This is a genomic window from Methylobacter sp. BlB1, from assembly GCF_015476545.1.
Taxonomy (GTDB): domain Bacteria; phylum Pseudomonadota; class Gammaproteobacteria; order Methylococcales; family Methylomonadaceae; genus Methylobacter.
On the sequence record NZ_JADMKV010000059.1, the window covers coordinates 1 to 21920 of the forward strand.

Below are 21920 nucleotides of genomic sequence, written 5' to 3' on the forward strand. Positions count from 1 at the left end.
CGGGCTCGCCGCAGTCAGCCCAGGTAACCATTACGGCCATGGATGATGCGCACGCATTATCTACGCCCGTATCGATCGATGTGAGTTATTGATAACTATGTGCAAATTTAAGATCCCTTTATTGTTGTCGTGTTTGTTTTGCTGGGGCCTGGCGCATGCCGAATCCGCTATTATTGATTCTGACGCGCAGGCCGGTCAGAAGCCGGCAGTCAGCCTGACTCAGCCTGTCCAGGACAGCAATGCTGCACAGACTCAATTGGAACAAGCCGCTGATGATTTTGATGCATTTGCCCTGCTGATGCCCAAGGTCGTTCAAGCTAAATTGGATGCCTTCATGACCCATGGCCTTAAAGCCATTCTGCTGCCGGATGCGACAACGCAGGCCGATGAAGAGCAAATGATTGATTATCTGGTGAAAGGCTTGCAGGCCTTGGGGCATTCCCTGGAAGAAGACCTGGCGGCAAAGAATCCGCCGAAACAGAATGCTTCACCACAATCTGAGTAATTTTCACTACTATGGTTAGCTTTTACTTTTATCCTCACTTTGTAACCACAGCTTCCCTTTTTTAGAAAGTCTATAACGCTGTGTAGGGCTTCTTGGTGAGTCGGGTTGAGTGCGCTCTAACCAGCTCCCCTCTAAAGCCGGGTTCAGATAATTGTCTCTGAATGTTGGCCGGTGAGACAATCCTAGTGTTTGCATTAAGTCGGTGCTATTGATTTCTTTGTTACCGATGACTTCAAGCAGTCGTTTTACTTGGTCGGTTACATGGTCGCTTACTTGGTCGGTAGAGACTGCCTCTCCAATAGTATCTGATAAAGCTTGGAGTATAAACTCGACGAATGGCGTAGCCTCTGCACATTCATCTGCTTCAGCCAAGACGCGATAATAATTATTCTGGCGCTCACGAATAACTGTTTCCACAGGCAAATAAGCCAACAAGGGTTTCCAGTGGCGCAGAATCAGGGTTTGCCATAATCGCCCCATACGTCCATTGCCGTCAGTAAAAGGATGAATGAACTCCAGTTCATAATGAAACAGGCAACTGGCAACTAAAGGATGCTCTTCAGTACGTTTCAACCAAGCCAACAAATCGGCCATCAGATAAGGCACTCGATCGGCAGGCGGCGCCATATGCACTAATTGCTTGCCACGGAATATGCCGACACCGCCGGTACGATACATACCCGGTTGATCGACCAAGGTTGACATTAGCAATCCATGTGCTGCCAACAAATCGGCTTCGGAGGCAGGATGCCAGTTTTCCATGGCTTCGTAAGCGGCAAAGGCATTATGGACTTCCTGAATTTCGCGGGGCAAGCCGAGTACGCGTTTGCCATCTATAACCGCTGTCACTTGTTCTAAAGTCAGTGTATTGTTCTCAATCGCCAGCGATGCTTGAATGGTGCGGATCCGGTTTTCCCGACGTAAGCGCGGTGTCAGGTTTTGTTCAGCCAGGATCGTGTAACGTCCGATCTGCTCGCTGATTTCGGCGACCAGATTCAATATTGTTGGGGTAATGATATAGGGCGGCTGATAGCTCTTTTGATTCGCCATTCAAGCGTTCTCTGCTGTTCCGATAAATTAGGTATTTAGGGTTTGGATCGTTATTTGGGCTTGATAGTGTCAATAAAGTAGACTGTTTGAAAAGAAGGGACAGGTTCATAAGGTGGCAAAGAGCTTGTCAATTTCCTGTTCGCCTTCGATTTGGGAGGCTAGTATGCCGGCAGCTTCTGTGTCGAAGCCAATTGCTCTGGCGAGTTGACGATAAGTAATGGGAAAAGAAGGGCCGTGTGGATCTGTCCATTCTTGGCAGTATGTATGTGTCCAGTCGCGGATCTTCCACTTGTCCATCGCGCCGAATTGGTTCCATACGGCCGCCAGAACGTCAATCTCAGCAGGCGCAAGTTCGTCTAAGCTGGATGGATCAAAAGGTTTTCTCAGCGAAAGTTCATGATTTTCCTTGTCGGTTATCCAATCTTCCCAACCGCCTGGATGTGATTCTATATCGCCATCCATCAGATTAAGCGTCATCGATAGAACAGGCCCATGCGGCATGGAGACAAGATGATCACCTGTTAGGTGGAGGCCGAGAGAACGTAACGCTTCCCGCTCTGCAAGATACAGAAGTTTCATCAGTTTCAGATGTGACATACGGCCTCCCTGGACTTGCCCTAGGAAAAAGGCGGCCATTTGGGCAACTTTACGCTCATTGAACATCACAACTCCCCTTGTTAAAGATATGGTTTGTATTATCGAACAAAAAAATGAGTTCGGGCAAACCGGTAAAATTGCAGCGTTTATTGAGGCCGGTACAGCGCTGAGAGACATGATTGATAAATGCTCTAGAACAACAAATAATCTTTCAATTCATTTCTGTTCAATAAAATAATCTGCTGAACAACTGCCTCGCGCTCTTTGTCATCAGGGCCGATCCTCATCGCCTTTAGAAAATAAGACGCAACAGCTGCCCTCACCTTGTGCTCTAGAACGCCGTTTTCCATTGCATAATCAAATTCAATTGCCGCTTTCTGGCTATCGCTTAGCCCCGGATGCGGGCCGATTCTGACGGTGACAAATTGCTGCCAAGCCAGATCATTAGAAGAATTGATATCAGTTACGCCAATAAATTCAGCTGATAGCACACGTGCTATGACAAAATCCCGAAATTCGTTATGAGTCCGGCTGAAAGCCCGCATATGCCAGCGCAGTCCATCAAAGACTAGCGCATGGGGGGACAACTGCAACTCTGTCGGCACTGGCCGAGTCATTGACTGATAGCATACGCGTATTTCTTTACCTGTCACTATCGCCTGGTTGACTGTCTGCAAGACCGCTCGATTGATTTGCCTGAATATCGATTCAACAATCTCAACAGTCGGTAGATTATTGATCAGAGTCAGTACAGCACCACGGGCTCCGACCCGCTGTACTTTCAAAACCTGTAAAAATTCCCTGGCAGTCCCTTCCATAAAAGTGGGTTTAAAAGTGGCTTCAATTACATACCTTTTTAAAAACTTATCGTAGCGAATGTTATCGGGACACATCGCCTGATAAAGCGTTAAATCCTTCGATGCTTGTACTCGGCTGATGCCGAAATTATCCATTAAGGCATTAGTGGACACGCTCCCGCTCCAGAATACTGTCGTCTCCAGCAACGTTAAGCGTTGCCGTTGTTCCCATTTTAAATCCTGTTGCAAAAGCTGAGTCATGATGCTAGATTATGTGCATAGTTAGTTTACATATAAATTATTATAACATATAAATCTAGCGCCTTAATTTCATTTTGCAACTAATAGTCTTTGTAGATGAATAGGATAGACTTGTAATAAGGAATCAAACCACGTGTTCAGACGCCAGCTCCCCAGGAATTCTTGCATTGATGCGCTTCAGCTAAATGATTGTTTGGCCAAAACTTATCAGACCTATTCTGGTGAAAAACGGGCCGGACGACACGTTTTAAATCATTGTCAGATTGTCGGCGAGATTGGTCTTCCCCATGCACATGGAGGTGTTTCTGTCGCCAAAGAACTCATTGAGCCATACAACAAGTCTTCCCCATGCACATGGGGGTGTTTCCACCGCAGCTCATACTCATAGCGCCGAGCCAGGGTCTTCCCCATGCACATGGGGGTGTTTCCTCATCCATAAAGATCGGTATGCGGCGGCCATCGTCTTCCCCATGCACATGGGGGTGTTTCCAGTTTCAGATCATCCGCTTTAGTTTGGCGATCATCTTCCCCACGCCTTGTGGGGGTGTTTCTCCGCTCGGCATCTACGTCAAGCAGTTTACCTGGTCTTCCCCATACGCATGGGGGTGTTTCTAAGGCGCTTTGGACGTTGGCGGAGGAAATGCGGTCTTCCCCATAAGCATGGGGGGGTTCCCACTAACCTATGTTCTGCAGGGAAGATTATTCAATTCATCATCTCTTTGAATTTTCGCTGGTTGCATTTACTTCGACCTGCCGTATGCTCGTGAGTAACCTTACTTTAATAAAAAAAAATGGTGAAATCTTATGCGGAAAATATTAAAGCTTATTTTGATAGCTTTGCTGGCCTGTTTGTCGGCTTGCGCCCAAGTTCAGACTAATAGAGCCCTGGCGCTGGAGCCATTGGCGCCGGGCATCATCATCGCCACCGAACCTGTCGGTCTAGGTTATTATTCGGTTGTGGAAAAAATAGATGGCCGCTGGCAAGTCGTGGACGGGCCGTCCGACCAACCTATCACGCAGCGCGCTAACGACAACCAAGAAATTTTGTTCGTCAATGGACATCTGCGCAGCATTGCTCCAGTTTTTGACAGACGATTGAGCAAGCATCATGCCCATTGCACACCGAGTATCGATGACGATAAATGGTATTGGTTATGCACGAGCTATTTTTCTAGCGTCGATATTGCTTACACGATTGGACGGGATATTGTTTCGTGCGCGATGACTTTCTGTCTTGCTGCCGGCACTAGCGTTTCACTTGATCATGCTAAACTTCAGCAAGTTGTGCTGGAGTCCGGACTGCTGGATCGGGTTAAGGATCGTACAGCACAGGCGGATCACCAGATCTATTCTTCTGAGTTTTCCGAAGCGTTTAGATCGCGTGATATCGAAAAGCTTCAGCAATTTGTTTCCCGGTATCGGGAAAATGATCCGGATCAACTAGTGCAAATGGCGACGGCGAAAATTCAACGACTAAAGCAAGACGAGGCCGCTATCGCTGAATGGCACCGGGTTCTTGATGAGGCGAAGCAGAATGCTTCACAAAGCAAGCAATAGTATCGAGATCCAGATTGACCAGCCAGCTTATGTTAGTGCATAGGCTGGCTTTTTTCTACGCCGGTGTAAGTTGACAAATAAAGTATCAATTTATATTAGCCATTTCATAAATTTTGAGGTTTCATTTCACAATTGTGAGATTTATTTCAGGAATTATGAGATCTGACATTGAACTACAAAAGATGCGCGAATTTTATTTGTGAGTAAAAATGGCATACACAATGAAAGCTATAAAAGCATAGCTCAGGTAGATCGCTAAATCTCTCTTTTTAGACCTGAAGTCTTTAACGGTCCCGGCACAGTATGGGCAGACAGATTTTTCAGGATTGCCTTGATATGTGATGATTTTAGGGACTATTTTTCTACCGCAATGATCGCAATAAATCCTACAATCTTCACTCGCCGGTGTTATGACCTTTTCTGTAATGCTGACGTTAATGGCCCTTAAACCCTTACTACCGGATTTGGATTCGAAACTAACAGAGTCGCCATTAGCCGGCAAAGATGCTCCTTTAACACCCTGAACATTAAAATAGTGATTTTCGCCCGACTCTGAAGTGATAAAGCCGTAACCTTTCTCAGAGCTGAACCATTTCACTGTGCCTCTCATAGTTACTCCCTTGTTTTTTTTATATTTACTTGATGACTATACGGATGTTGCCACTTTTCTCATAAATTAAAGCGCTCGATCTGTCTGTTAAGGAATGATTCGTCTGGAAACATAATTGAAATATCGTAACCTACAGGAAAGTAACTCGAATATAAAAAGAGTACTTTATTGTTTATTTACATCAAGCAATACCAAAACGTAGCACATCCGAAATTTCAAAATCATCTCCATATTGCTCGATGGCTCGCATTATTAAGGCATCTGTTTCCTGATCAATCCAGCCATGATCCTCTATATCCCACGCCAAGCTACTTTTTCTGAAACACATTTTGGTTGCTCCGCGTGCTGACCATATTGAAGCTCGCTTTTTTAACCATTGGTAATCATGTGTTGGCCACTCTAGTAACCGCTCACGTGTTCCGTCTATCCTACCATACAAGAGATAACCGGGCAGATTATATAAGTCGCAAGACTGGAGCATCAAGGGCAATGGATTCTTCATGATCCTCATTCGATTACCTTGATACCACCCTTTGAAGCGTGCGCAGGAACGCTTCAATTCACTATCTAATAACCATCCATCATGCCGAAAAATAGTAACTTTTATAGGCCGAATGCATAACGAGTTATCATGGTGTGGTATTGAACTGATTGAAAATACCTTCCAACAATGAGTCATTTCGTCATCAAGAGGCGCATACCATTGCTCATAGAATGTTGTCTTCGCTTCGCTCCACCCGAATAAATGGTTTCTGCATATCTTTCTTAAAGCATCAAGAGCAACACCTTCTTTGCGCCATCCGATGGCAAAAACAAATTCACTCCCGTTCTCGTTATATATTGAGCACCATGCCCAGCCAACATCCTGGAAAACAATACCATCTACGACATAATGTCCTACGTTGAAGGGAAGAAAGGTAAAACTTGTACTTTCGTTGCATTCTGTCATGTATTTATTCCATTACTGCCTGACTCCAGCCAAGAAGATAAAGAAAATGTGCCCACTCATTTATGGGCACAGAGTTAAGTTAGCCATACTGCGCATTAAATTTCTTCGCGACTGCGTCAGTCAACTGGACATTGGCATCCCTGACCGTTGTTAATGCCTGGTTTACTACAGCGATGATCAACCCTTCAGCTCGATCTTTCTCACCTTGCATGATTTCTGGCGCAAGTACAAGGGTCTTTATCTGGCGGCGCCCGGTAAGCACGACTTTAACCTCGCCTCTCTCGCTTTCGCAAGGGAATTCCAGTTGTTCGAATTCCTGCTTGGCCTGATCAAGCTGGCGTTTGTAAATTTGGCCCAATTTTTGAGGGTTAGGTTTTTTCTTTTTATTAGATTTCAACATGAAATTTCCTTTAATAAATTACTTTTGTGGTATGGGTGGTAAATCGTTATCCGATGGTGCATGTGGAACATCTGAACTTGACGGTTTTTTGTCTTTAATGCCCAAATCTCTTTTCATATTATCAAGTGATTGTTTTCCATAGACAGTTAAATCATCCTGGAAGGATTCAATTTTTTCTCGGCCTGCCGTTGCCGCATCACTGACTATATCAGAACTTGCCTCGCCGAAATTTGAGCCAGAACGTTTAAGCATTTCAGTCCCATCAATTGCTTCATTCTTCAACTTTCCGCCGTCTCCAATATTCCTTCTGACTTCATCAGGATTACGGAGACCGCCCTGCTTGAGCACTGCTTCCACTTTAGCGCGCGGCCCTGCCCCAGATGTCGATGGGCTTCCTGTCTTAGCAGTTTTGCCTGATCTTGAGCTGCTGGAATTGCTATCTTTGCCGGCAGCTTGATGAGGCGCTGTATGGGATACCGATTGCTTGAGCGCAGATGGGCGCCCGCCACGGCTTTCAAGACCGACATCAGAATCTTGGTCACCGGCATCACCTTTGGCTTTTGATCTGAATCCTTCGGCCATGTCAGTGCTGACAATGCTGTCCACTGGTTGGCTGTTATTCTTGAATTCGCTTGGGCTAATATCCACGCCGGCGCCGCTTGTTGTGGGTAACAGATAATCGTTGAAGATTTTTGCCGCGGCGACAGGATCTGCGCTGTTAAGTTTTAAGAACCCCGCAAGCGCTTCGCGATCGTCACCGAACAAGCCAGATGCGCTTGAGCTATTGATCTCATATTGCGCTTCACTACTCAGTTTGGCATAGGCTTGTGGCCCCATTTTCTCTTCTAAATCCCTGTTAGCATTGGATATATCAGCCAACGCTCCTGCTTTATTAAGCGCTGGACCAAATTGCCATGTCGCCATAGTAAGGGATTTCGCATTGGAATCCTGTATAGACGCCATTTCAGAATAGCGCTCCTCTGCTTGTTGAACGGCTTGCAACTGGCTTTGGTATTGCTTGCCAAGCGCTTGCATTTCTTCAGAAGCCTGAAAGCTTTGATTGGTGCTGGTTGTCGATTTGCCATTGCTAGAATTTGTTAACTCCTGGTATTGATCTGTTTTAGTGTAGGTTTGTGAAGTCAAATCGGATAATGCTTGTTTTCTTTCTGCAGTCATGCCGGCCACAGAATCCAAGGATGATTCAACAGCGGCCTTCATGAAACGCTTGTCTCCACCGAGACCTGCATTCAAGCCGGCGTTGACACCGGCCTTAATTGCTTCTGATTCCGCCGATGACATCGAGGCAGTATCGCTGACAGTCCTGCCGTCACTCGTTGTCCATCCTTTTCCAGATAAGAGCGTTTGGTTCACGGCGCTGGTAGTCGCATTGGCGACGCTGCTCATCGTGCCGGATCGATTTGAAAGCTGATTGATCTTACTCATGGTTTCGTTTGCGGTCGCACTGGCACTGCGAACTGAGCCAGCGGCGCTCTGCTTCGCTCTTCCAATCGTGGATGACGATGAAATACTGGTATCGGCCATACCGGACTGCTTGGTTCCGGTATTCGGCGAAGCTTCCGTCTGAGATCCCAGAGTCATGGCGGGCGTCGACTGGTAGGCGTCAGGCCTCAATCGGCTGGGATCAACGCTGCTGGAAGCGCCTGACATCATTTTGCTGGACAAGTTGGTGGCCGCCACCGAACCGCCGTAGACGATCATCAAGGCCAGAGCCGGCACACTGGATGCCAGCATGCCGCCGGCCGACAGCCAGGTTTCCAGTGTCCCATACAATTGGTCATGGTTGATCATGGCGGTCAATCCGGATCCGTTGGCTTCTCCATTCTCTGCAATCGTTTCCAGCGCTCGCGAGGTCACAATGGTAATGTATAGATTGCATACCGCCATCAGCGGTCCCCATAGCGAGATCCAGATCATCATCTGCACATAGCGCACCAGCATGGTCATGCCGACAGGCCCCAGCGTGGTCAGGAAGGCCACAATCGGCGAAATGGCCACCGTGAACATTTCGACAAAGGCCATCAACGGCCTCGCAATCTCATTGAACATCGATTGCTCGCTGGCCCATTGCAGGTTGAGCTGCTCTTTACCCTGGCGCTGGATGAAGGCGACCGGACCGTCCTTCAGATAGGACGCCAGCAAGGCGTTTCTCATGTACTCCTGTGAATCAATCTGTGCCTGATCCAGTGCAGCAGCCGCCTGATCAATGGCATCCGTGGCTGTCTTCGAAGGATCTTGAATGCCGAGCAGGCCTGACACATACCTGTCCAGCGCTTCTGAAAACTCAGTGGACTTCATGTAATTGACGATATCCTGATAAGCGCCTTTGCAGTTTTTCTGCGTTCCGGCGGGACCGGATGACGGCAACTTCACCAGGATATCGATATTAACGAACGAAGTGACTAGCGCACTTAGCAGATCCTCGGATTTTTGCAGTCCTTCCAGAGTGACTTCCGCCTCACTGCCGCCTCGTTCCAAATCGAACATGACGCAACTTTCGATATAGGCGTTCAGCGTTTCACCCAGGCTGCCGGACAATGACGAATCCGATCCAGCCGTACCAAGTCCGATATGCTGTAATTTAACTAACGTGTTCAGCGATCTCAGATAGCCGTCATTTAACAGGCTGGCTTCAGCGGGTGTTGAAAAGGCTGTTTCGAACATCTCTGTCATCTTGACGCCCATCGTGGAGATGACGGACATGGGCACAACGACGCCTAATGGCACACTATCAACCGTCCTTACCTGACCGGTATAGACATCCTCGATAACAGCCGTCGCTTTCGGTATGAATAACACTGAATAGGCAATCAGCGCGACCAGCGAATAGCGCAACGGGAATTCCTGATTGGTCAGGTAATTAATCGAAATTAGCAAAACCCCCAGCACAAACCCGGCGTTGATGAGCTTGTTCAGGCTGTTATTGCCGAAGATCATCGCGACGCCCTTAAAGGCTTCATACAGCATTTCGCTATCGCCAATGCTTAAAATGTCGTACGTCATACCGAATTTCCTTAATGGACTTTATGGTTCAAAGGTTCTCTTAGCGACTTGACCAGGCTTTCCTGTAAGGAAAGCAGGGTGTTTAAACCCGCTATTGCGTTATTGGCAATGGCCCGTTGCGAATTAATTTGTTCTTTCTTGTCACGCATGACCTGGAGCATGGATGAATCCATGGGCCTTCCCGTACCCTCAACAGCGTTTCTGATGGCATCATACATTTCTTCGACGAAATAATTGGTAAGCTCGATCGCCTGTATGTCAACCATCCTGTCCCCGGCAAGACCAGCCGAGTTTATTTCAGTGCTCAAACGTCTCAATAAGCCATAGGCGCCCGGCGATGTGGCGGCAATGAATTTCTGCTCATCATTATCGAATTGATCGGCAGGGGCCTTGCTAGCCAATTTTCTGACAATCCCGCCCGTTCCCGTAGCGCCCGATCCGGTGCCGAAAAGCATTTTCCTGATCTTCGGCCGCATGCCGGTGATAGTAATAACCTGACTGTTATTACCGTTAGGCAGCAGACATTTTGAACTCTCGCATTTATAGATAGTTACCTGCCCGCCTTCGATGAAATCCCGGATACTCAAAAGCGCTGGGCGAGTATCATACTGAGCATCCGAATTATCGCTTTTTACGTTGCGGATGATTGTGCCGGTCAGACTCATCATGACCATTTTCATCTGTTCATCATTACTGGCATACCAATTGGCTGCATTTGATGCCTGCAGGGCTTCATAGACGATGTTGCCGGTAATTTCATTCACTGCTCCATGAGCGATCATCACCTTGGCCGGAGAATCGGTTGTGCCTTCCTTGGCCTTAAAGAAGTCCTCCAGGTAACCATGTTTAGCGGTCAGTCCACCGGCTTCATAGACTTCTTTGTCACGCCACGCTCTTAATCCTGTTGCATTGACAAGATTTTGAGCTGCCTCGCATGAATTACGCATGAGCGAGTTGAGGGTCGCCACGTCTTTTTGTAGCTTCGATATAATTTGCGCGCAAGTGGGACACATTCCCTCAATGGCCAGTTGAAACGCGTAACCGACCGCCGCCTGGGCAATGCTGCGCATAAGTTGGGTAAACTGCGCGCTATTAATATAGGAGAAAGAGCCGCCGAACAGATCAATTCCGCCACAGCCGCCTTTGATGTCCGGCGGCACGAATGAAATCAGATTAGGATGCACCACCTTGTTGCGCATCGAGAGACTGCCGCCGGTGATCACCCCGCGCCGTTGCGTTTGATAGGCGTCGGCCTGCGTGACATTGATCATGTCGTTGAACATGCCGTTTAATTCGCTATCCAGTCCTGCCTTGGCAGGGCTGACCATGAACAGCGACAAGCAGATGAGCGATAACAGGGTACGGTTTCGCATGATCAGATCCAGACGATATCGTGGAAACAATCCATCCGGCATTGGTAAAAATGATTGCCGGGTTTTTTGGTCGGGGTTTTAACAGCCTTTTTTAGCCTGGTCTGGTTTCTTGACAGGAAATAGCCTTGTCCGTACTTGATGCCCATCAAAATGGCGCAGGTGACGTCGGATTTCGAATACAGGTCATCGGCAATGATCTGGATATGCGCGGCATTCAGTTTTTCGATGACGCCGTGCGCTTGTGAAGCGATGGATAAATCTTCCCGCATCTCCATGATGGCGCCTTTTTTAATCTTGAACACATCGATGTACTCGCAGACGCCTTTCGAATCGAATTCAAAAAGCCGCGAATGAAACAAGCCAGCCCTGATCTGGCGCTCCCGCAAGCGTTCAAACAGCGGCCGGGATTGTTCAAGCGCCTGGCACCCTTCCAGATCGCGCGCATCAATCACGATTTCCAACGAAACCGAAGGCAGCGATGAAGTCAACTCATCCAGGAACAGCTCCAGATCATTTGCTTTGGTTTGGCGATCGAGCCCCAGCGACACATAAATCGGCCGCCCGGATTTATGAAGCCATTTCGACACATGGGCATGGATATCCGCCAGCAAGGGTTTTCCGTTGCCGGATTGAATTAACTTGAAAGTATCCTGAGCTTTTAACAGTTTTTGTCCGCGTTTCACGTGAACTTCCATGCCGACCATCGTGGCGTCGGCCAGATGGAATCGGGGCGTGAATAAAGGTACGTATCGATCTTTAGTATGCATATTGCTTTTTAAAAATTATTGTTCAGCGTTATCTGAATGCGAGAATCGGTGCAGAAAATTAACGTTTACCGCGGCATCCAAAGACTATGTTTGAGCGCGTCTTTGGAGGTAACCAACGCCAGAATCTGCTCGATTATCTCCATGCCCAGCCGCGGCAAAAGTCCTTTGGGCTGGGCTGTGGGGCCAAAATCATGCCCGGGCACTTGCCATTCCCGGCTGATGACCGACTCAAGGGTGCCGATTTCATCAATCAGGCCGAGCGCCAGCGCTTCCTCGCCGCCCCATATCTCACCCGTCGTATAGTCGTAGCCGGTTCGCAATTTGCCCGAACGTCTGGCCTTGAATTCGTTGGAAAATAGCACGGCCATTTGCTCAACCATTTGCTGCGCTTTCGCTTCCGATTGTGGCGACATGGCCACGAAGGGATTCAGCATGTTTTTATGAACGCCGGAAGCATAAATGCGCTGGTTGACTTCCAGTTTCTCGGCCAGCTTGTGGAAATCCCACCCGGTTATGACAGCGCCGATCGAGCCAACGAGGCTATAGCGGCCTGCCACAATTTTGTCCGCATGAAGCGCGAGCAGGTAAGCGGCGGAAGCACCGAGATTGCCGATAAAGGCATATACAGGTTTCCCGGTTTCAGCTTTTAAACGGTCAATAGTCTGTGCGACACGTTCGGATTCAAAAGGCTGGCCGCCGGGACTGTTAATATTCAAAGCGATCGCCTTGACTTGAGTTGACTCAAACGCGTCTTCCAGTACTGGCACCAGTTCATCGGCCGACGCCAGCTCGCCAGCACCTATCGGGCCAGCGACATTGACGATAGCCACCACCTCTGAATGCGGCATCAATCTATAACCCAGGCTGCTCGCGTAAAAAAACAGGTATAAGGCAAAAAGACCTAAGCCTGTCGCCGAAAAGGTGATGCGTTTCACCCATCGCCAGCGGCGCTCGGATTGTCTTTCGCTCAACAGGTCAGACAAAATACGGTCAGCCAGCAGCGTCTTGATCGCTGCCTCTGATAGCGGGTCTTCAGCGGGAACAGGGTTAGGGTTTTCCATCTTGGCGCTCACTACAATTGTTGTCTTAAATTATTGCGAATGATCCTGACCAATTCGCCGGGATCATTGACAGTCTTTTCGTCAATATTCTGAAGGGTCCGGTTATCTACTTGGATGGGGTTTACCTTCAGCGTGTCCTGATAGTCATCGTCATTCAGCCAGCCGTTCTCATACGATAAGGCGATGGCCCGCTTGATGATTTCATCGCCGGATAACAAGCCCTGTCCCAGTTGCAGGGCGCCGCCGCTTTCGCCCGGTTTAACTAGGAATAGCGCGGGCGTGGTCTCGACGCCCAATTTTTTCGCCTGGCCCCGGTCAACGGTGAAATCCGGAAATGCCCCGCTGGGCAAAGGCAGCCCATCAAGCGCAATAGGGAGCACCTTAAAGCCATAGGCATTCATCAGGCCTTTCAATACGCCGGCTTCCTTGACGCAGAATTCGCAGCTGCTGGCATAGAAGAACCACAGCCCTGCACTTTCAGCCAGTTTTTTCGCCGCTTTTTCGGTGCCTTGGGTCGACATCTCATCTTTGGCGAACGCCCCGAACGTGGCGATCGGACGCCGGCTATTCTCGTCCAGTACGGCATCGGCCATGACCACGCGCTGGGAAACCTCGGTGAATTTCTCGGCCTTGTCGAGCATGACCCGCTGCAAATACATGTAGGCCGACACGTTTTCATGAGTAGGGTCGTCGATCGCCTGATCGCGGTACTTTTCCATGTTCTTGCGCAACCACTCGGCCGATAAGGGCTTGGGCCCTGGCGGGGCCGCCGGTGCCGGCTCCGTTGTTTTCTCCGGCACAGGCGGCGGTGGCGGCGGCTCTATTTCGGCCATGTCCTCTTCCGAATCCGGGTCTTCGTACCAAAACCAGCCGCGCTCCTTGTCATCATAAAAAGGCGCCCCGTCCAAGACAGACGCAGTCGGCTCCCGTCCGTCAGAGACGCTGAAAAACGAGCCGGCACTGTCCCCTTCCTGAGCGGATACTGGATGACCGCAACAGGCCAGCACGAGCGTTAAGGGCGGCAGGAGCTGTCTGATCACGCCGCGACTTCTTGGGCCATGTCAGGCGTAGCTGTTTCTTCTGGCTCCGCCTGCGGGTTGATGTCTTGAGCCGCCATAGCCCTGTCGTCCGTTTCCGATGCAGCCGCTTCGCTCTGGCTGTCGTCCTGCTGTCTGGCCTGGTTGCGCGCTTGTACCCGGTCTCTGACACCTAACGAAAGCGTTCGGGTTTTCGTCTGGATGCGTCTTATTTCGCTGTCAATTTCAGAGAGGGCTTGGTTCCGCTGCGCGTCATCAATGGCGCAGGCCAGCCAGAGAGCGCTCAGTTTTTCATCCAGCTCCTGCACGGTTTTTAAGGTCTGCAAGAACCGATTGGCCAATGGATCAATGATAGTGGCATTGATCGGGTTGAACTGGGGCTTGCTCGCGTTGACGTTCTCTTTTTTCAAAAGCTGATCGGCCACGGTGATCTTCTTGCGCAGGTTGTCATTGATCTCTTCCATCAAGTTAAGGATTTCCCGGGTCAGCTCGCTTTCCACATTGGCGCCGGCACCGACGCGGCAATAGAACCGCAACAGGTAAGCGGCGCGGGAAAACCGGTCAAAATTGCGTCGGTAGAGGCGGAACACATTCGCTGAGAAATGCGCTCTAATGACAATGCGGTTATCGCGGCACTCGCTGATGAAATGTCGCCTGGCCGGATTATCCCGGGTTGGGCGACTGGGTGGGTTTTGTGGATTTTCAGCCATGATGTTGTCTCTCTGGGTTAGTTTAGGGAGCGGTTAATCGCCAGAACGCAGAATGTCTTCAATTGCTTCGGCGGTTGTCATGCCGCGACGGGTGCGTTCGGCAATCTTTTTAATATCATCGGGATGTGTCGAATAGAGCAGCTTCGTGTACTTATCCACCATCAGCCGGCCAATCCCCAGGCCATAGCTGGTCATGAAGAAGATTTCCGAATACTGGCCGGTAACGGTATGCACGGACTTCAGGAACGTATAACCGCCCTCCCCGATCATGAGCCGGTTCTTGCTTTTGATCGATTCGATGGTCTCCGGCTTCTGGTAGAGCAAGTAAAGATTGGCCGAGTTTTCGGCGATTGCTACGCCGGAAGGCGAGTTGTACAGGTCGTTTAACGATTGGGTAATCGTAATGGCGGCACCGTTGTATTTCCGGAACCGACGATAACCGGTCTCGATAAAGCTGGCGATATTGCCTTTGGCCAGCAGGTCCCAGGCTTCGTCAATGATCAGGATTTTCCGCTGGTCGCGATTGCCCAGATACATGGCCTGCTGGATCTGGTAGATCAGAATCAGCAACACGACCTGCTGCAAGTGACTGCGGCCCTTCAGCTCTTCAAGCTCCAGGCAGGTCAGCGCATTATTAAAATTGACGTTATTTTCGCCATTGAAGAAGCGCCCGTATTCGCCGCCTGACGTGAACGCGAACAACTGATGGCCCATATCCACGACACGCCGGTCCTCGTCCTGGAGTAGCCGTTCCGCCACCTGATCAACGGTCATGGATCGTTCATGCTGATTCCAGAGTTCTTTCAGGATGGAACGCAAGCGGGCCAGTTGCAGGTCAGTCAGCTTATCTTCCATCGCGGCCATGGACACGATGATGCCGACCAGCATGTCCGCTTCTTCGTTATAGTTCTTGATAATCTGGAACGGATTCAGGCAAATGTGGCTGTCTTCGCCAAACTCAACGAAGTCACCGTCGATCGCCTTGGTCAGCTTCTCGTAGGAACGGCCGATATCGATCACCCAGCATTTGGCGCCGGAACTGATATAGGAGGTGATGATGTCGTTGGTCAGAAACGACTTGCCCGAGCCGGAGGCCGCCACGACACAGGTGTTGTAGTTGGTGTTGGAATCAAAAATATCCATGTTCATGATTTGTCCGCCCCGTGAAACGAAGGTCAGCTGGGGCGTCCCAGTACCACTCCAGTCCGAGATAATGGGCAGGAATTCAACAGCGTGCCTGGAGCCGCAGCGCTTGTAACGTTGCAGGAATTGCACGGCTTTGGCGTCGGCGCAAAAAGGCATCGCATTGACCAGCATCGGCAGCGTGATGTATTTGTCCTCCTTCATGCTCCAGCCCAGCTCGCTGAAATAGGTCTGCGCTTCCGTGAGCCGGGTACTGCTCTTTTCCAGCGAGTCGGTAAACAGTCCCACGCTTAATTTGATTTTGAGTATCCGGTCGCCATCGTTGATGGATTGAAACAGCATATCCGTGCTCTCCTTTTTAAAGAGCAGCTTGGGATTGAATTTCAGCATTGGCCCGTAAGCCTGATAATTGATGGCGTTGCGTTCCTTGTCGGCTTTCTGCTTTTCGGCGGCGTTATCCGGAATGAAGAGGTTCAGGTTGATGAAAAAGTTACCGTGAATGCCGCGGTTGCCGGTCAAGGGATCGCCGATCATGCGGCGCATGTTTTGCAGGCTCATCTTGCCGGGTAGCCGCACGGGCGACAGGATGCGCAGCCGCTTATGGCCGAGCCAGGCCCCGTTGGCATCGATCTGCATCATGTCGTCCGATTCGCTGAGCTGCTCGTTAATCGGCGTCGTCGGATCGTAGTAAGACGCCGGGCTACGCCAGTTGGCAGCCGGGCTCCAGTGCAGGATTTGCCCGATCACGCGCAGGTAGCGTTCGGCATCCATCGCTTGCGGTTCAAAACCGGCCGATTTCAAAGTTTGTTCAAACGACAGGCGCAGATCACGGGCCCGGGCCATTTCATGTTGGGTAGGGAGTTGCCCCTTTTTCTCCAGCGGCAGCTTGACCGTGAAAACCACTTTATAGTCGCGGATAAAAGACTGGGCGTGCAGGCTGACAGCCTGGCTGGCGCCTTCCGTCAGCATGTTCAGACGATTTGCCATGGAATCTTTCAACGCCGGGTCCTTGGTCGTGCGCAGCTGCTTGATCTGATCCAGCGTCGGACGGATGTCCTGTGAACCCATCAGCATGATCTGGATGAAGCTTTCCTTCGGGTAATCGAACGTGAACAGCACGTTCAGTCGCTGAGTGACAGACTCATCGCCGACAGGCAGGGGTTTGCTGACAAAGCCGAAGCCGATATACCCGTCGGCCAGGAGAAACAACTGGCTGTCCTCGTCGAAGGCTTCGACCGGGACGAGCTCCCTTAAGGTATGTCGCTTCAGATGCTTTTCGTAAACAGATGCGCTCATAAAAATCCCCGTTTTAAGAATACAGAGCCGCTATTTTAGAGGGTCGATCATTTTTCTGTCGGGTCGAAAAACGCCCAAAAACAGCCTGTTTTAATTTTTCTTAGCCAAATCGCGCTTTTCTTTAAGAAAAATTTGGCCAAAAAAAAGGCTGCGCATGTTGGGATGGGCAGCCTTTTAAGTGTTCGAGCCGGTATCGCCCGTTAGGGAGCAACGGGCGATAGGGGCTTATTAGATCAGCGCAGCTACCACACCGTTGATAACGGTCGGCGCATAATACAGAGCCAAAGCACCGCCGATGCCGATCACCACGGCGATGATCGATTGGTTAACGATACCCGCCGCCAGGCCGACCATGAACATGCCCAGGGCAATGATTTTGCCTAAAGTGCCTTGCGTCCAGCCCACCAGCAGCGTGTAAATGTCGTCAAACTCAGTACCCGCAGTACCGGCCATCGCGTCGTTGGAAGCCAGGGTAACCGCGGCAACGGCAGCAGAGGCTAAAAGAGCTTTTTTAGATGTCAAAAAACGTTTCATAGGAACAAACTCCCAAAAAAATAGGCTTATAGTTTTGGCCAGCTATTGCAATTCACTGGCCGGGGTTCTGTTCCGGAACGGGGATCATTGTCTACAAATCTTTAAACAATTTCAGATCAAAAGAGGGCCTAATACACCGACCTTTCAGTTGGAAAGTGAAAGGCACGGTTTTCCGCCGACCTTTCGGTGGGATGGAGGCCCAAAAAGGCCATTTTTTGGGCTTTTGGGCGAAAAAAAATAGGCAAAAAAAAAGCCCCGAAGCGATTTCGGGGCTCTTCTTTCGGCAATCGTTGCGGTTTTTTAGCGTGTCGTCGTCGGAGTCGGCGCTGAGAGCGGCGCTATCGCCGTGCCGGGCGACTTGAAACGATCGCCCAGATTCCAGCGCCGGCTTTCTATCTCGGTATACAGATACCCGTCCGCATGCAGATCGCCGTCCTCATCCTCCCAGGGCGCCATCCAGACTCGCATCACCTTGGCCTGCGTCCGGATAGGCACCGGCTGTTCAATGCGGGGCACCGCTACCTGGCTTTTACCCGCTATCTGTCCAGTTGCGCGAACCGCTGTCCCGGATTCCTTTTCTGATTCAGACGCCGTTTTGACATAATCCGAGGATTCGGTCGCCTGATAGACCTGACGCGCGGACATACAGCGCACGCCATCGACGCCGCCTTTACAGCCGAACTCGCTGCCTCCCAGAGCAAAAAACGAACAGCCGGACAAGTTGACGGCGGCGATTAAAGCCACCAGCATGAAGGGCTTGTTAACGCCCGTTGATTTCGTCTTCAAGGTCTTTCTCCAGCAAGGTTTTGAAGGATTGGGCGCCGCCTTTATAGGTGTTTTTCGACGGCAGGAAAATATAAGGCACGCCTTGAATATCCAGCAGTTTTGTAGCCACGACGGCTTTCTGCAGCGGCTTCAGGTCACAAGCGCCCTCTTTGCGTTCCAGCGCAGGCAGTTTTGAGTAATCCTTAGCGACCAACGCTTGTAACGATTGCGCTTTGTCTTTGTTGCACATCAGCTTTTTGCTGATCTCGGCCGATTCCTTGCCCAAGACCGGGATCAGGACCAGTTTAAACACGTACTCTTTGCCCAGTGGTTCAAGCTGGCCGATCAGGTTATGGCAATAAGGGCATTGCGGATCGATAAAGATGACGACTTCTTTCTTGCCGGAGCCGATCATGAACGTGGACAATTCATCGGGATTCAAACCGATCTTGCGCAGGTCGACTTTATCGATGCCTTTCGTATCGGCGACCGAGCCAATGAGCTTGCCCTGCCACATATCGACCAGCTTGAAATTGCCGGCGACCACGAAATGGCCGTTGTCCGTGATCAGGAACGTCTTGTCGCCGGCCTTAACCAGCGACAGCCCCGTGACCGGCAGCCGCTTGACTTCATCCACGCTGCGCATGACCTCTTTGACTTCCTTGGTCATTTCCGTGTCGGTTTTCGGCGCTTTTAGTTGCGAGGCATCCGGACCTGCCGCCTGCGCTTGACCCCATGCGCCCGTCAACGCCATGACTAACCCTAGTTTTTTAAGCATTTTGTTCTCCAATTCGATTAATAAAAAATTTAACGTCCATAACCGCCATAGCCACCCTGCCCGCCTCGGCCATAACCACCGTGGCCTCCCCCATTACCGCGCATCATGCCGTTGAGCATGTCGCCCATCATATTGCCGCCGTAGCCGTTGCCGTAGCCCTCCTGATAGCCGCCGTAGGCGTTATTGGCAGCGCGGACTCCGCTTTGCCCGCCAGTCCCCTGGCCTGATCTCGATCTGGGATTCAGCGACATGCCGCGGATCATGATGAAATCGATTTTCCGGCCCGCATCCACTTCAATGATCGGAAAAATGTTCTTGGCCATTTCCAGGTAGTAATCGGCGATTTGCTCCGCGGCGCCTTTGATGCCGCCCGTCAAGGCTTGGCCGGCCAGCATTTCAGGCGAGGGATACTGAAAGGGTTGTTGCTCGCCGGGCTGGACGTTGTCCCGGTAGGCCAATACTTTTTGCGGCGCAAATGCTTGACTGATGCCGGCGACGAACCCCGATAACAAGGCATTGCCGATGATCTGGCCGTTCTTGGAAACCAACCGCCCTCTGACCCCGGCTTTACCGTCTTCGCCGACCGAATAGGCATCCATGGCGGTTTCAATGACCGCGCCATCTTTCTTGACGCAGGAAATACGCTCCGCTCTCATGTACGCACGTTCGGCGCTCAGATCGCCATAACCGCTGGCGATCAGGAAACACTCGCGAATATCCATCCGGTAACGGTTCGGTAGAATGGCTTCGTGCTTGACCCGCAACAGGGCCGGGAACGGATCGTTGCGTGACTGGTTGGCGGTCGGCGCATCCAGGCCTGTTACCAGCGTGCCGCTCAAAATACTGCCTGCCGGCAGGAACATATCGGGCACGCCGGTTTTACCGGAAGGCTTTTTGATATTGACGAATTCCGTTATTTTTTTGCCGCTGTTTTTGCCCGTTGTGGTGGCACTGCCGTCACTTTTATCATTTTTTTTGCTATCTTCCCCTTCCCCGGTCACGACGCGTATCTTCGGCCCCGTTTCGGCCGGTACGGTATCGCTTTCCGCCAGGGTGGGCGACTGCTCGCCCAACAGTTCCGGTTCTAGCGGGTCTCTTTTGCTTTTTCTGCCTTTGCCCGTGCGAGCCGATTTATCGTCGAGCGGGATTTCGGGCAGAGGCACCTGGTTTTTCAGCGCCTCCTGCGCCGCTTCAATTTTCTGGTTCAGCTCATTGGTTTGTTGCGCCAATTTCTCCGTGCGCTTGTTCAGCTCTTCCGTTTGCAGCTTGATCATTTGCGAGGCTTCCTGGATCTTCTGATCCTGGCGCTGAAAGGTCGTGCGGATCTCGGAAAATTCTTCCGTGAGCTTTTTGATCTTGCCCGACATCGCATCCATGGATACATCCCGGGGGCTTTTGCCGTTAAACAAGGTATATTCCACCTTGCGGGGTTTTTGCATGATCTTGGGCCCATCATCCGATGTGGCCGTGATGAGGATTGCCGACAGCACAAAAAACAGGGCGCCGCCGCCGATCAGCGTCAACTGCTTGCGCCTGGACGGGTCCAGCTTGATATACCAGTCGATCAGTTTTTCTTTGGGCGTTTTCTTTTCAAGGTCGATCACAACAAGGCTCCTGTTTTACAGCAAAGCGGGTCTGATTTCTTCGCCGCTTTTCCCTTCGGGCAAGCGCATCAGTAGGTAGATTTCCGTTTTCTCGCCCGGCTCAAGACGGATTTTGGGCCAAGCGGCCACGGCCATCGTGTCATCGCTCGCGCAGGAGGCTTCTTCGAAAACTGCCGTGCTGGCGCTGTTGTTTTGGGCAATTAGGACCACAATTCTTGAGTCATGTCCGGACAGCAGCTGGCCGGGCCAATAGCTCAGGCTGGGATCATGGCAAAACGTTATGCCCTGCAATTCTTCCGTTATCTCTTCTAACGTAAAGCCTTGCGGGATCTGCTGTTTGCCCAGGTTTTGCATGATGGCCTTCACTTCCGCGATATACGGTGTATCTTGCCGAAACAGCTTGTCCGTCTTGGACGAGGCTGCTTCAGTGCCGTTGGCCTGGACGGGATCGCCTTCGATGCGGATTTCGACCGGCATGGCCATGTCCTGCGGCACCAACTGCAGGGAGGCCGCACTGCCGGTTTCCGTGTCGGAAATAAACAGGCTGACCGGTGTTTCGGCGTCAGTGGCGATATAGACGGCCGAACCATCAATTTTGGTCTCGACCGGATCGACCGTTAGCACTTTCGGCTCGGCGTAAGGCGTGGCAATGCGGTTCAACCGGCCTTTGGCAATGATGACGCTTTCCGTGCGCCCTGGCTTGGGCTTAATGATGATGCCGGATTGCAGCCCCGGCATGAGGTCAGAGTCATTCCTATCGGCTTGGGCTTTTCTTGGCGTGGGCGCTTTATCCAGCAATTTCGGCCTCTTCTTGAGTTTTGGCCGGGGTGCGGGTTCGACCGTTTCAGGCGGGGCAACAGTAGGCGCCTCCGGCGTGCCGTTGATGACTTGGCCGGCGGAGGGCGGCGGCTCATTCGGTGCGGGCGGCACGGGCAGCGCGGGCTTGCTGTCGCTCACGCCCAGATCGCCTGCCTCGCCAGCCTGATGGGGTATCAGGGATGAGCCGTCCTGCGCCTGAAACGGCAGCTCCGGCGGTAGGTCATCCGCCAGCGCCGCTGTTGCCAAGGCCATCAAGAAAATCAGGGGTTTAATTTGCATGCGTAAG

At 50.9% G+C, this 21920-nt stretch carries 20 protein-coding genes and 1 CRISPR repeat array; of the genes, 2 read left to right on the forward strand and 18 right to left on the reverse strand.

Features of this window, described 5'->3' with window-relative positions:
- Window positions 1-97: 97 nt before the first annotated feature.
- On the forward strand, window positions 98-505 hold the full coding sequence (locus IT781_RS17655; protein WP_194971497.1) for a hypothetical protein: 408 nt from the start codon (window positions 98-100) through the stop codon (window positions 503-505).
- A gap of 15 nt (window positions 506-520) precedes the next feature.
- Here the strand turns inward: IT781_RS17655 and IT781_RS17660 are convergent, their stop codons facing one another.
- From IT781_RS17660 to IT781_RS17670, 3 genes are all read right to left on the reverse strand, one after another.
- The gene (locus IT781_RS17660) at window positions 521-1555 is read right to left on the reverse strand and encodes a Fic family protein (protein ID WP_194971498.1); all 1035 of its coding nucleotides are present in this window, start codon (window positions 1553-1555) and stop codon (window positions 521-523) included.
- A gap of 105 nt (window positions 1556-1660) precedes the next feature.
- Window positions 1661-2152: a Panacea domain-containing protein gene (locus IT781_RS17665; RefSeq protein WP_194971499.1), complete on the reverse strand. Its 492-nt coding sequence runs from the start codon at window positions 2150-2152 to the stop codon at window positions 1661-1663.
- Window positions 2153-2343: 191 nt separating this feature from the next.
- Window positions 2344-3210 (reverse strand): WYL domain-containing protein, encoded by an 867-nt coding sequence (locus tag IT781_RS17670; protein ID WP_194971500.1) that lies wholly within the window; start codon window positions 3208-3210, stop codon window positions 2344-2346.
- 278 nt (window positions 3211-3488) lie between these two features.
- A CRISPR array of direct repeats spans window positions 3489-3883; the repeat unit is 29 nt; unit sequence GTCTTCCCCATGCACATGGGGGTGTTTCC.
- A 131-nt stretch (window positions 3884-4014) separates the two neighbouring features.
- On the opposite strand from IT781_RS17670, the gene IT781_RS17675 reads away from it, so the two are divergent.
- Complete coding sequence (locus IT781_RS17675; RefSeq protein ID WP_194971501.1) at window positions 4015-4767, forward strand: hypothetical protein; 753 nt, start codon at window positions 4015-4017, stop codon at window positions 4765-4767.
- Between the two features lie 193 nt (window positions 4768-4960).
- On the opposite strand, the gene IT781_RS17680 is transcribed toward IT781_RS17675, so the two are convergent.
- The 15 genes from IT781_RS17680 to IT781_RS17750 form a co-directional block, all read right to left on the reverse strand.
- Entirely contained in the window at window positions 4961-5365 is a 405-nt protein-coding gene (locus tag IT781_RS17680; protein ID WP_370527036.1) for a cold-shock protein, read from the reverse strand.
- Between the two features lie 193 nt (window positions 5366-5558).
- A complete protein-coding gene (locus tag IT781_RS17685) occupies window positions 5559-6326 on the reverse strand; it encodes a hypothetical protein (RefSeq protein WP_194971503.1) in 768 nt (255 codons plus the stop codon).
- A gap of 79 nt (window positions 6327-6405) precedes the next feature.
- Entirely contained in the window at window positions 6406-6726 is a 321-nt protein-coding gene (locus tag IT781_RS17690) for a YbaB/EbfC family nucleoid-associated protein (protein ID WP_194971504.1), read from the reverse strand.
- Window positions 6727-6744: 18 nt separating this feature from the next.
- Window positions 6745-9747 (reverse strand): conjugal transfer protein TraG N-terminal domain-containing protein, encoded by a 3003-nt coding sequence (locus tag IT781_RS17695; protein ID WP_194971505.1) that lies wholly within the window; start codon window positions 9745-9747, stop codon window positions 6745-6747.
- Between the two features lie 11 nt (window positions 9748-9758).
- On the reverse strand, window positions 9759-11120 hold the full coding sequence (locus tag IT781_RS17700) for a conjugal transfer protein TraH (protein WP_194971506.1): 1362 nt from the start codon (window positions 11118-11120) through the stop codon (window positions 9759-9761).
- A 2-nt stretch (window positions 11121-11122) separates the two neighbouring features.
- Complete coding sequence (locus tag IT781_RS17705) at window positions 11123-11887, reverse strand: EAL domain-containing protein (protein WP_194971507.1); 765 nt, start codon at window positions 11885-11887, stop codon at window positions 11123-11125.
- 65 nt (window positions 11888-11952) lie between these two features.
- On the reverse strand, window positions 11953-12948 hold the full coding sequence (locus tag IT781_RS17710) for a S49 family peptidase (RefSeq protein WP_228779250.1): 996 nt from the start codon (window positions 12946-12948) through the stop codon (window positions 11953-11955).
- Window positions 12949-12959: 11 nt separating this feature from the next.
- Window positions 12960-13988, reverse strand: coding sequence for a conjugal transfer protein TraF (gene traF / locus IT781_RS17715; protein WP_194971509.1), 1029 nt, complete (start codon window positions 13986-13988; stop codon window positions 12960-12962).
- Window positions 13985-14695: a hypothetical protein gene (locus IT781_RS17720; RefSeq protein ID WP_194971510.1), complete on the reverse strand. Its 711-nt coding sequence runs from the start codon at window positions 14693-14695 to the stop codon at window positions 13985-13987. Before IT781_RS17720 ends, traF begins: the two co-directional genes overlap by 4 nt.
- A 33-nt stretch (window positions 14696-14728) precedes the next feature.
- Window positions 14729-17134 carry a type IV secretion system protein TraC gene (gene traC / locus IT781_RS17725; protein WP_194971511.1) on the reverse strand — a complete coding sequence of 802 codons (2406 nt, stop codon included), beginning with the start codon at window positions 17132-17134 and terminating at the stop codon, window positions 14729-14731.
- A 228-nt stretch (window positions 17135-17362) separates the two neighbouring features.
- A complete protein-coding gene (gene traA / locus IT781_RS17730; RefSeq protein ID WP_228779251.1) occupies window positions 17363-17656 on the reverse strand; it encodes a TraA family conjugative transfer protein in 294 nt (97 codons plus the stop codon).
- A 312-nt stretch (window positions 17657-17968) separates the two neighbouring features.
- Window positions 17969-18454 (reverse strand): type IV conjugative transfer system lipoprotein TraV, encoded by a 486-nt coding sequence (gene traV, locus IT781_RS17735; RefSeq protein ID WP_194971513.1) that lies wholly within the window; start codon window positions 18452-18454, stop codon window positions 17969-17971.
- The gene (locus IT781_RS17740; protein ID WP_194971514.1) at window positions 18429-19211 is read right to left on the reverse strand and encodes a DsbC family protein; all 783 of its coding nucleotides are present in this window, start codon (window positions 19209-19211) and stop codon (window positions 18429-18431) included. The genes traV and IT781_RS17740 overlap by 26 nt, the downstream gene beginning before the upstream one ends.
- Window positions 19212-19240: 29 nt before the next feature.
- On the reverse strand, window positions 19241-20815 hold the full coding sequence (locus tag IT781_RS22895; RefSeq protein WP_194971515.1) for a TraB/VirB10 family protein: 1575 nt from the start codon (window positions 20813-20815) through the stop codon (window positions 19241-19243).
- A gap of 15 nt (window positions 20816-20830) precedes the next feature.
- Window positions 20831-21913 (reverse strand): type-F conjugative transfer system secretin TraK, encoded by a 1083-nt coding sequence (locus IT781_RS17750; protein ID WP_194971516.1) that lies wholly within the window; start codon window positions 21911-21913, stop codon window positions 20831-20833.
- Window positions 21914-21920 lie beyond the last annotated feature (7 nt).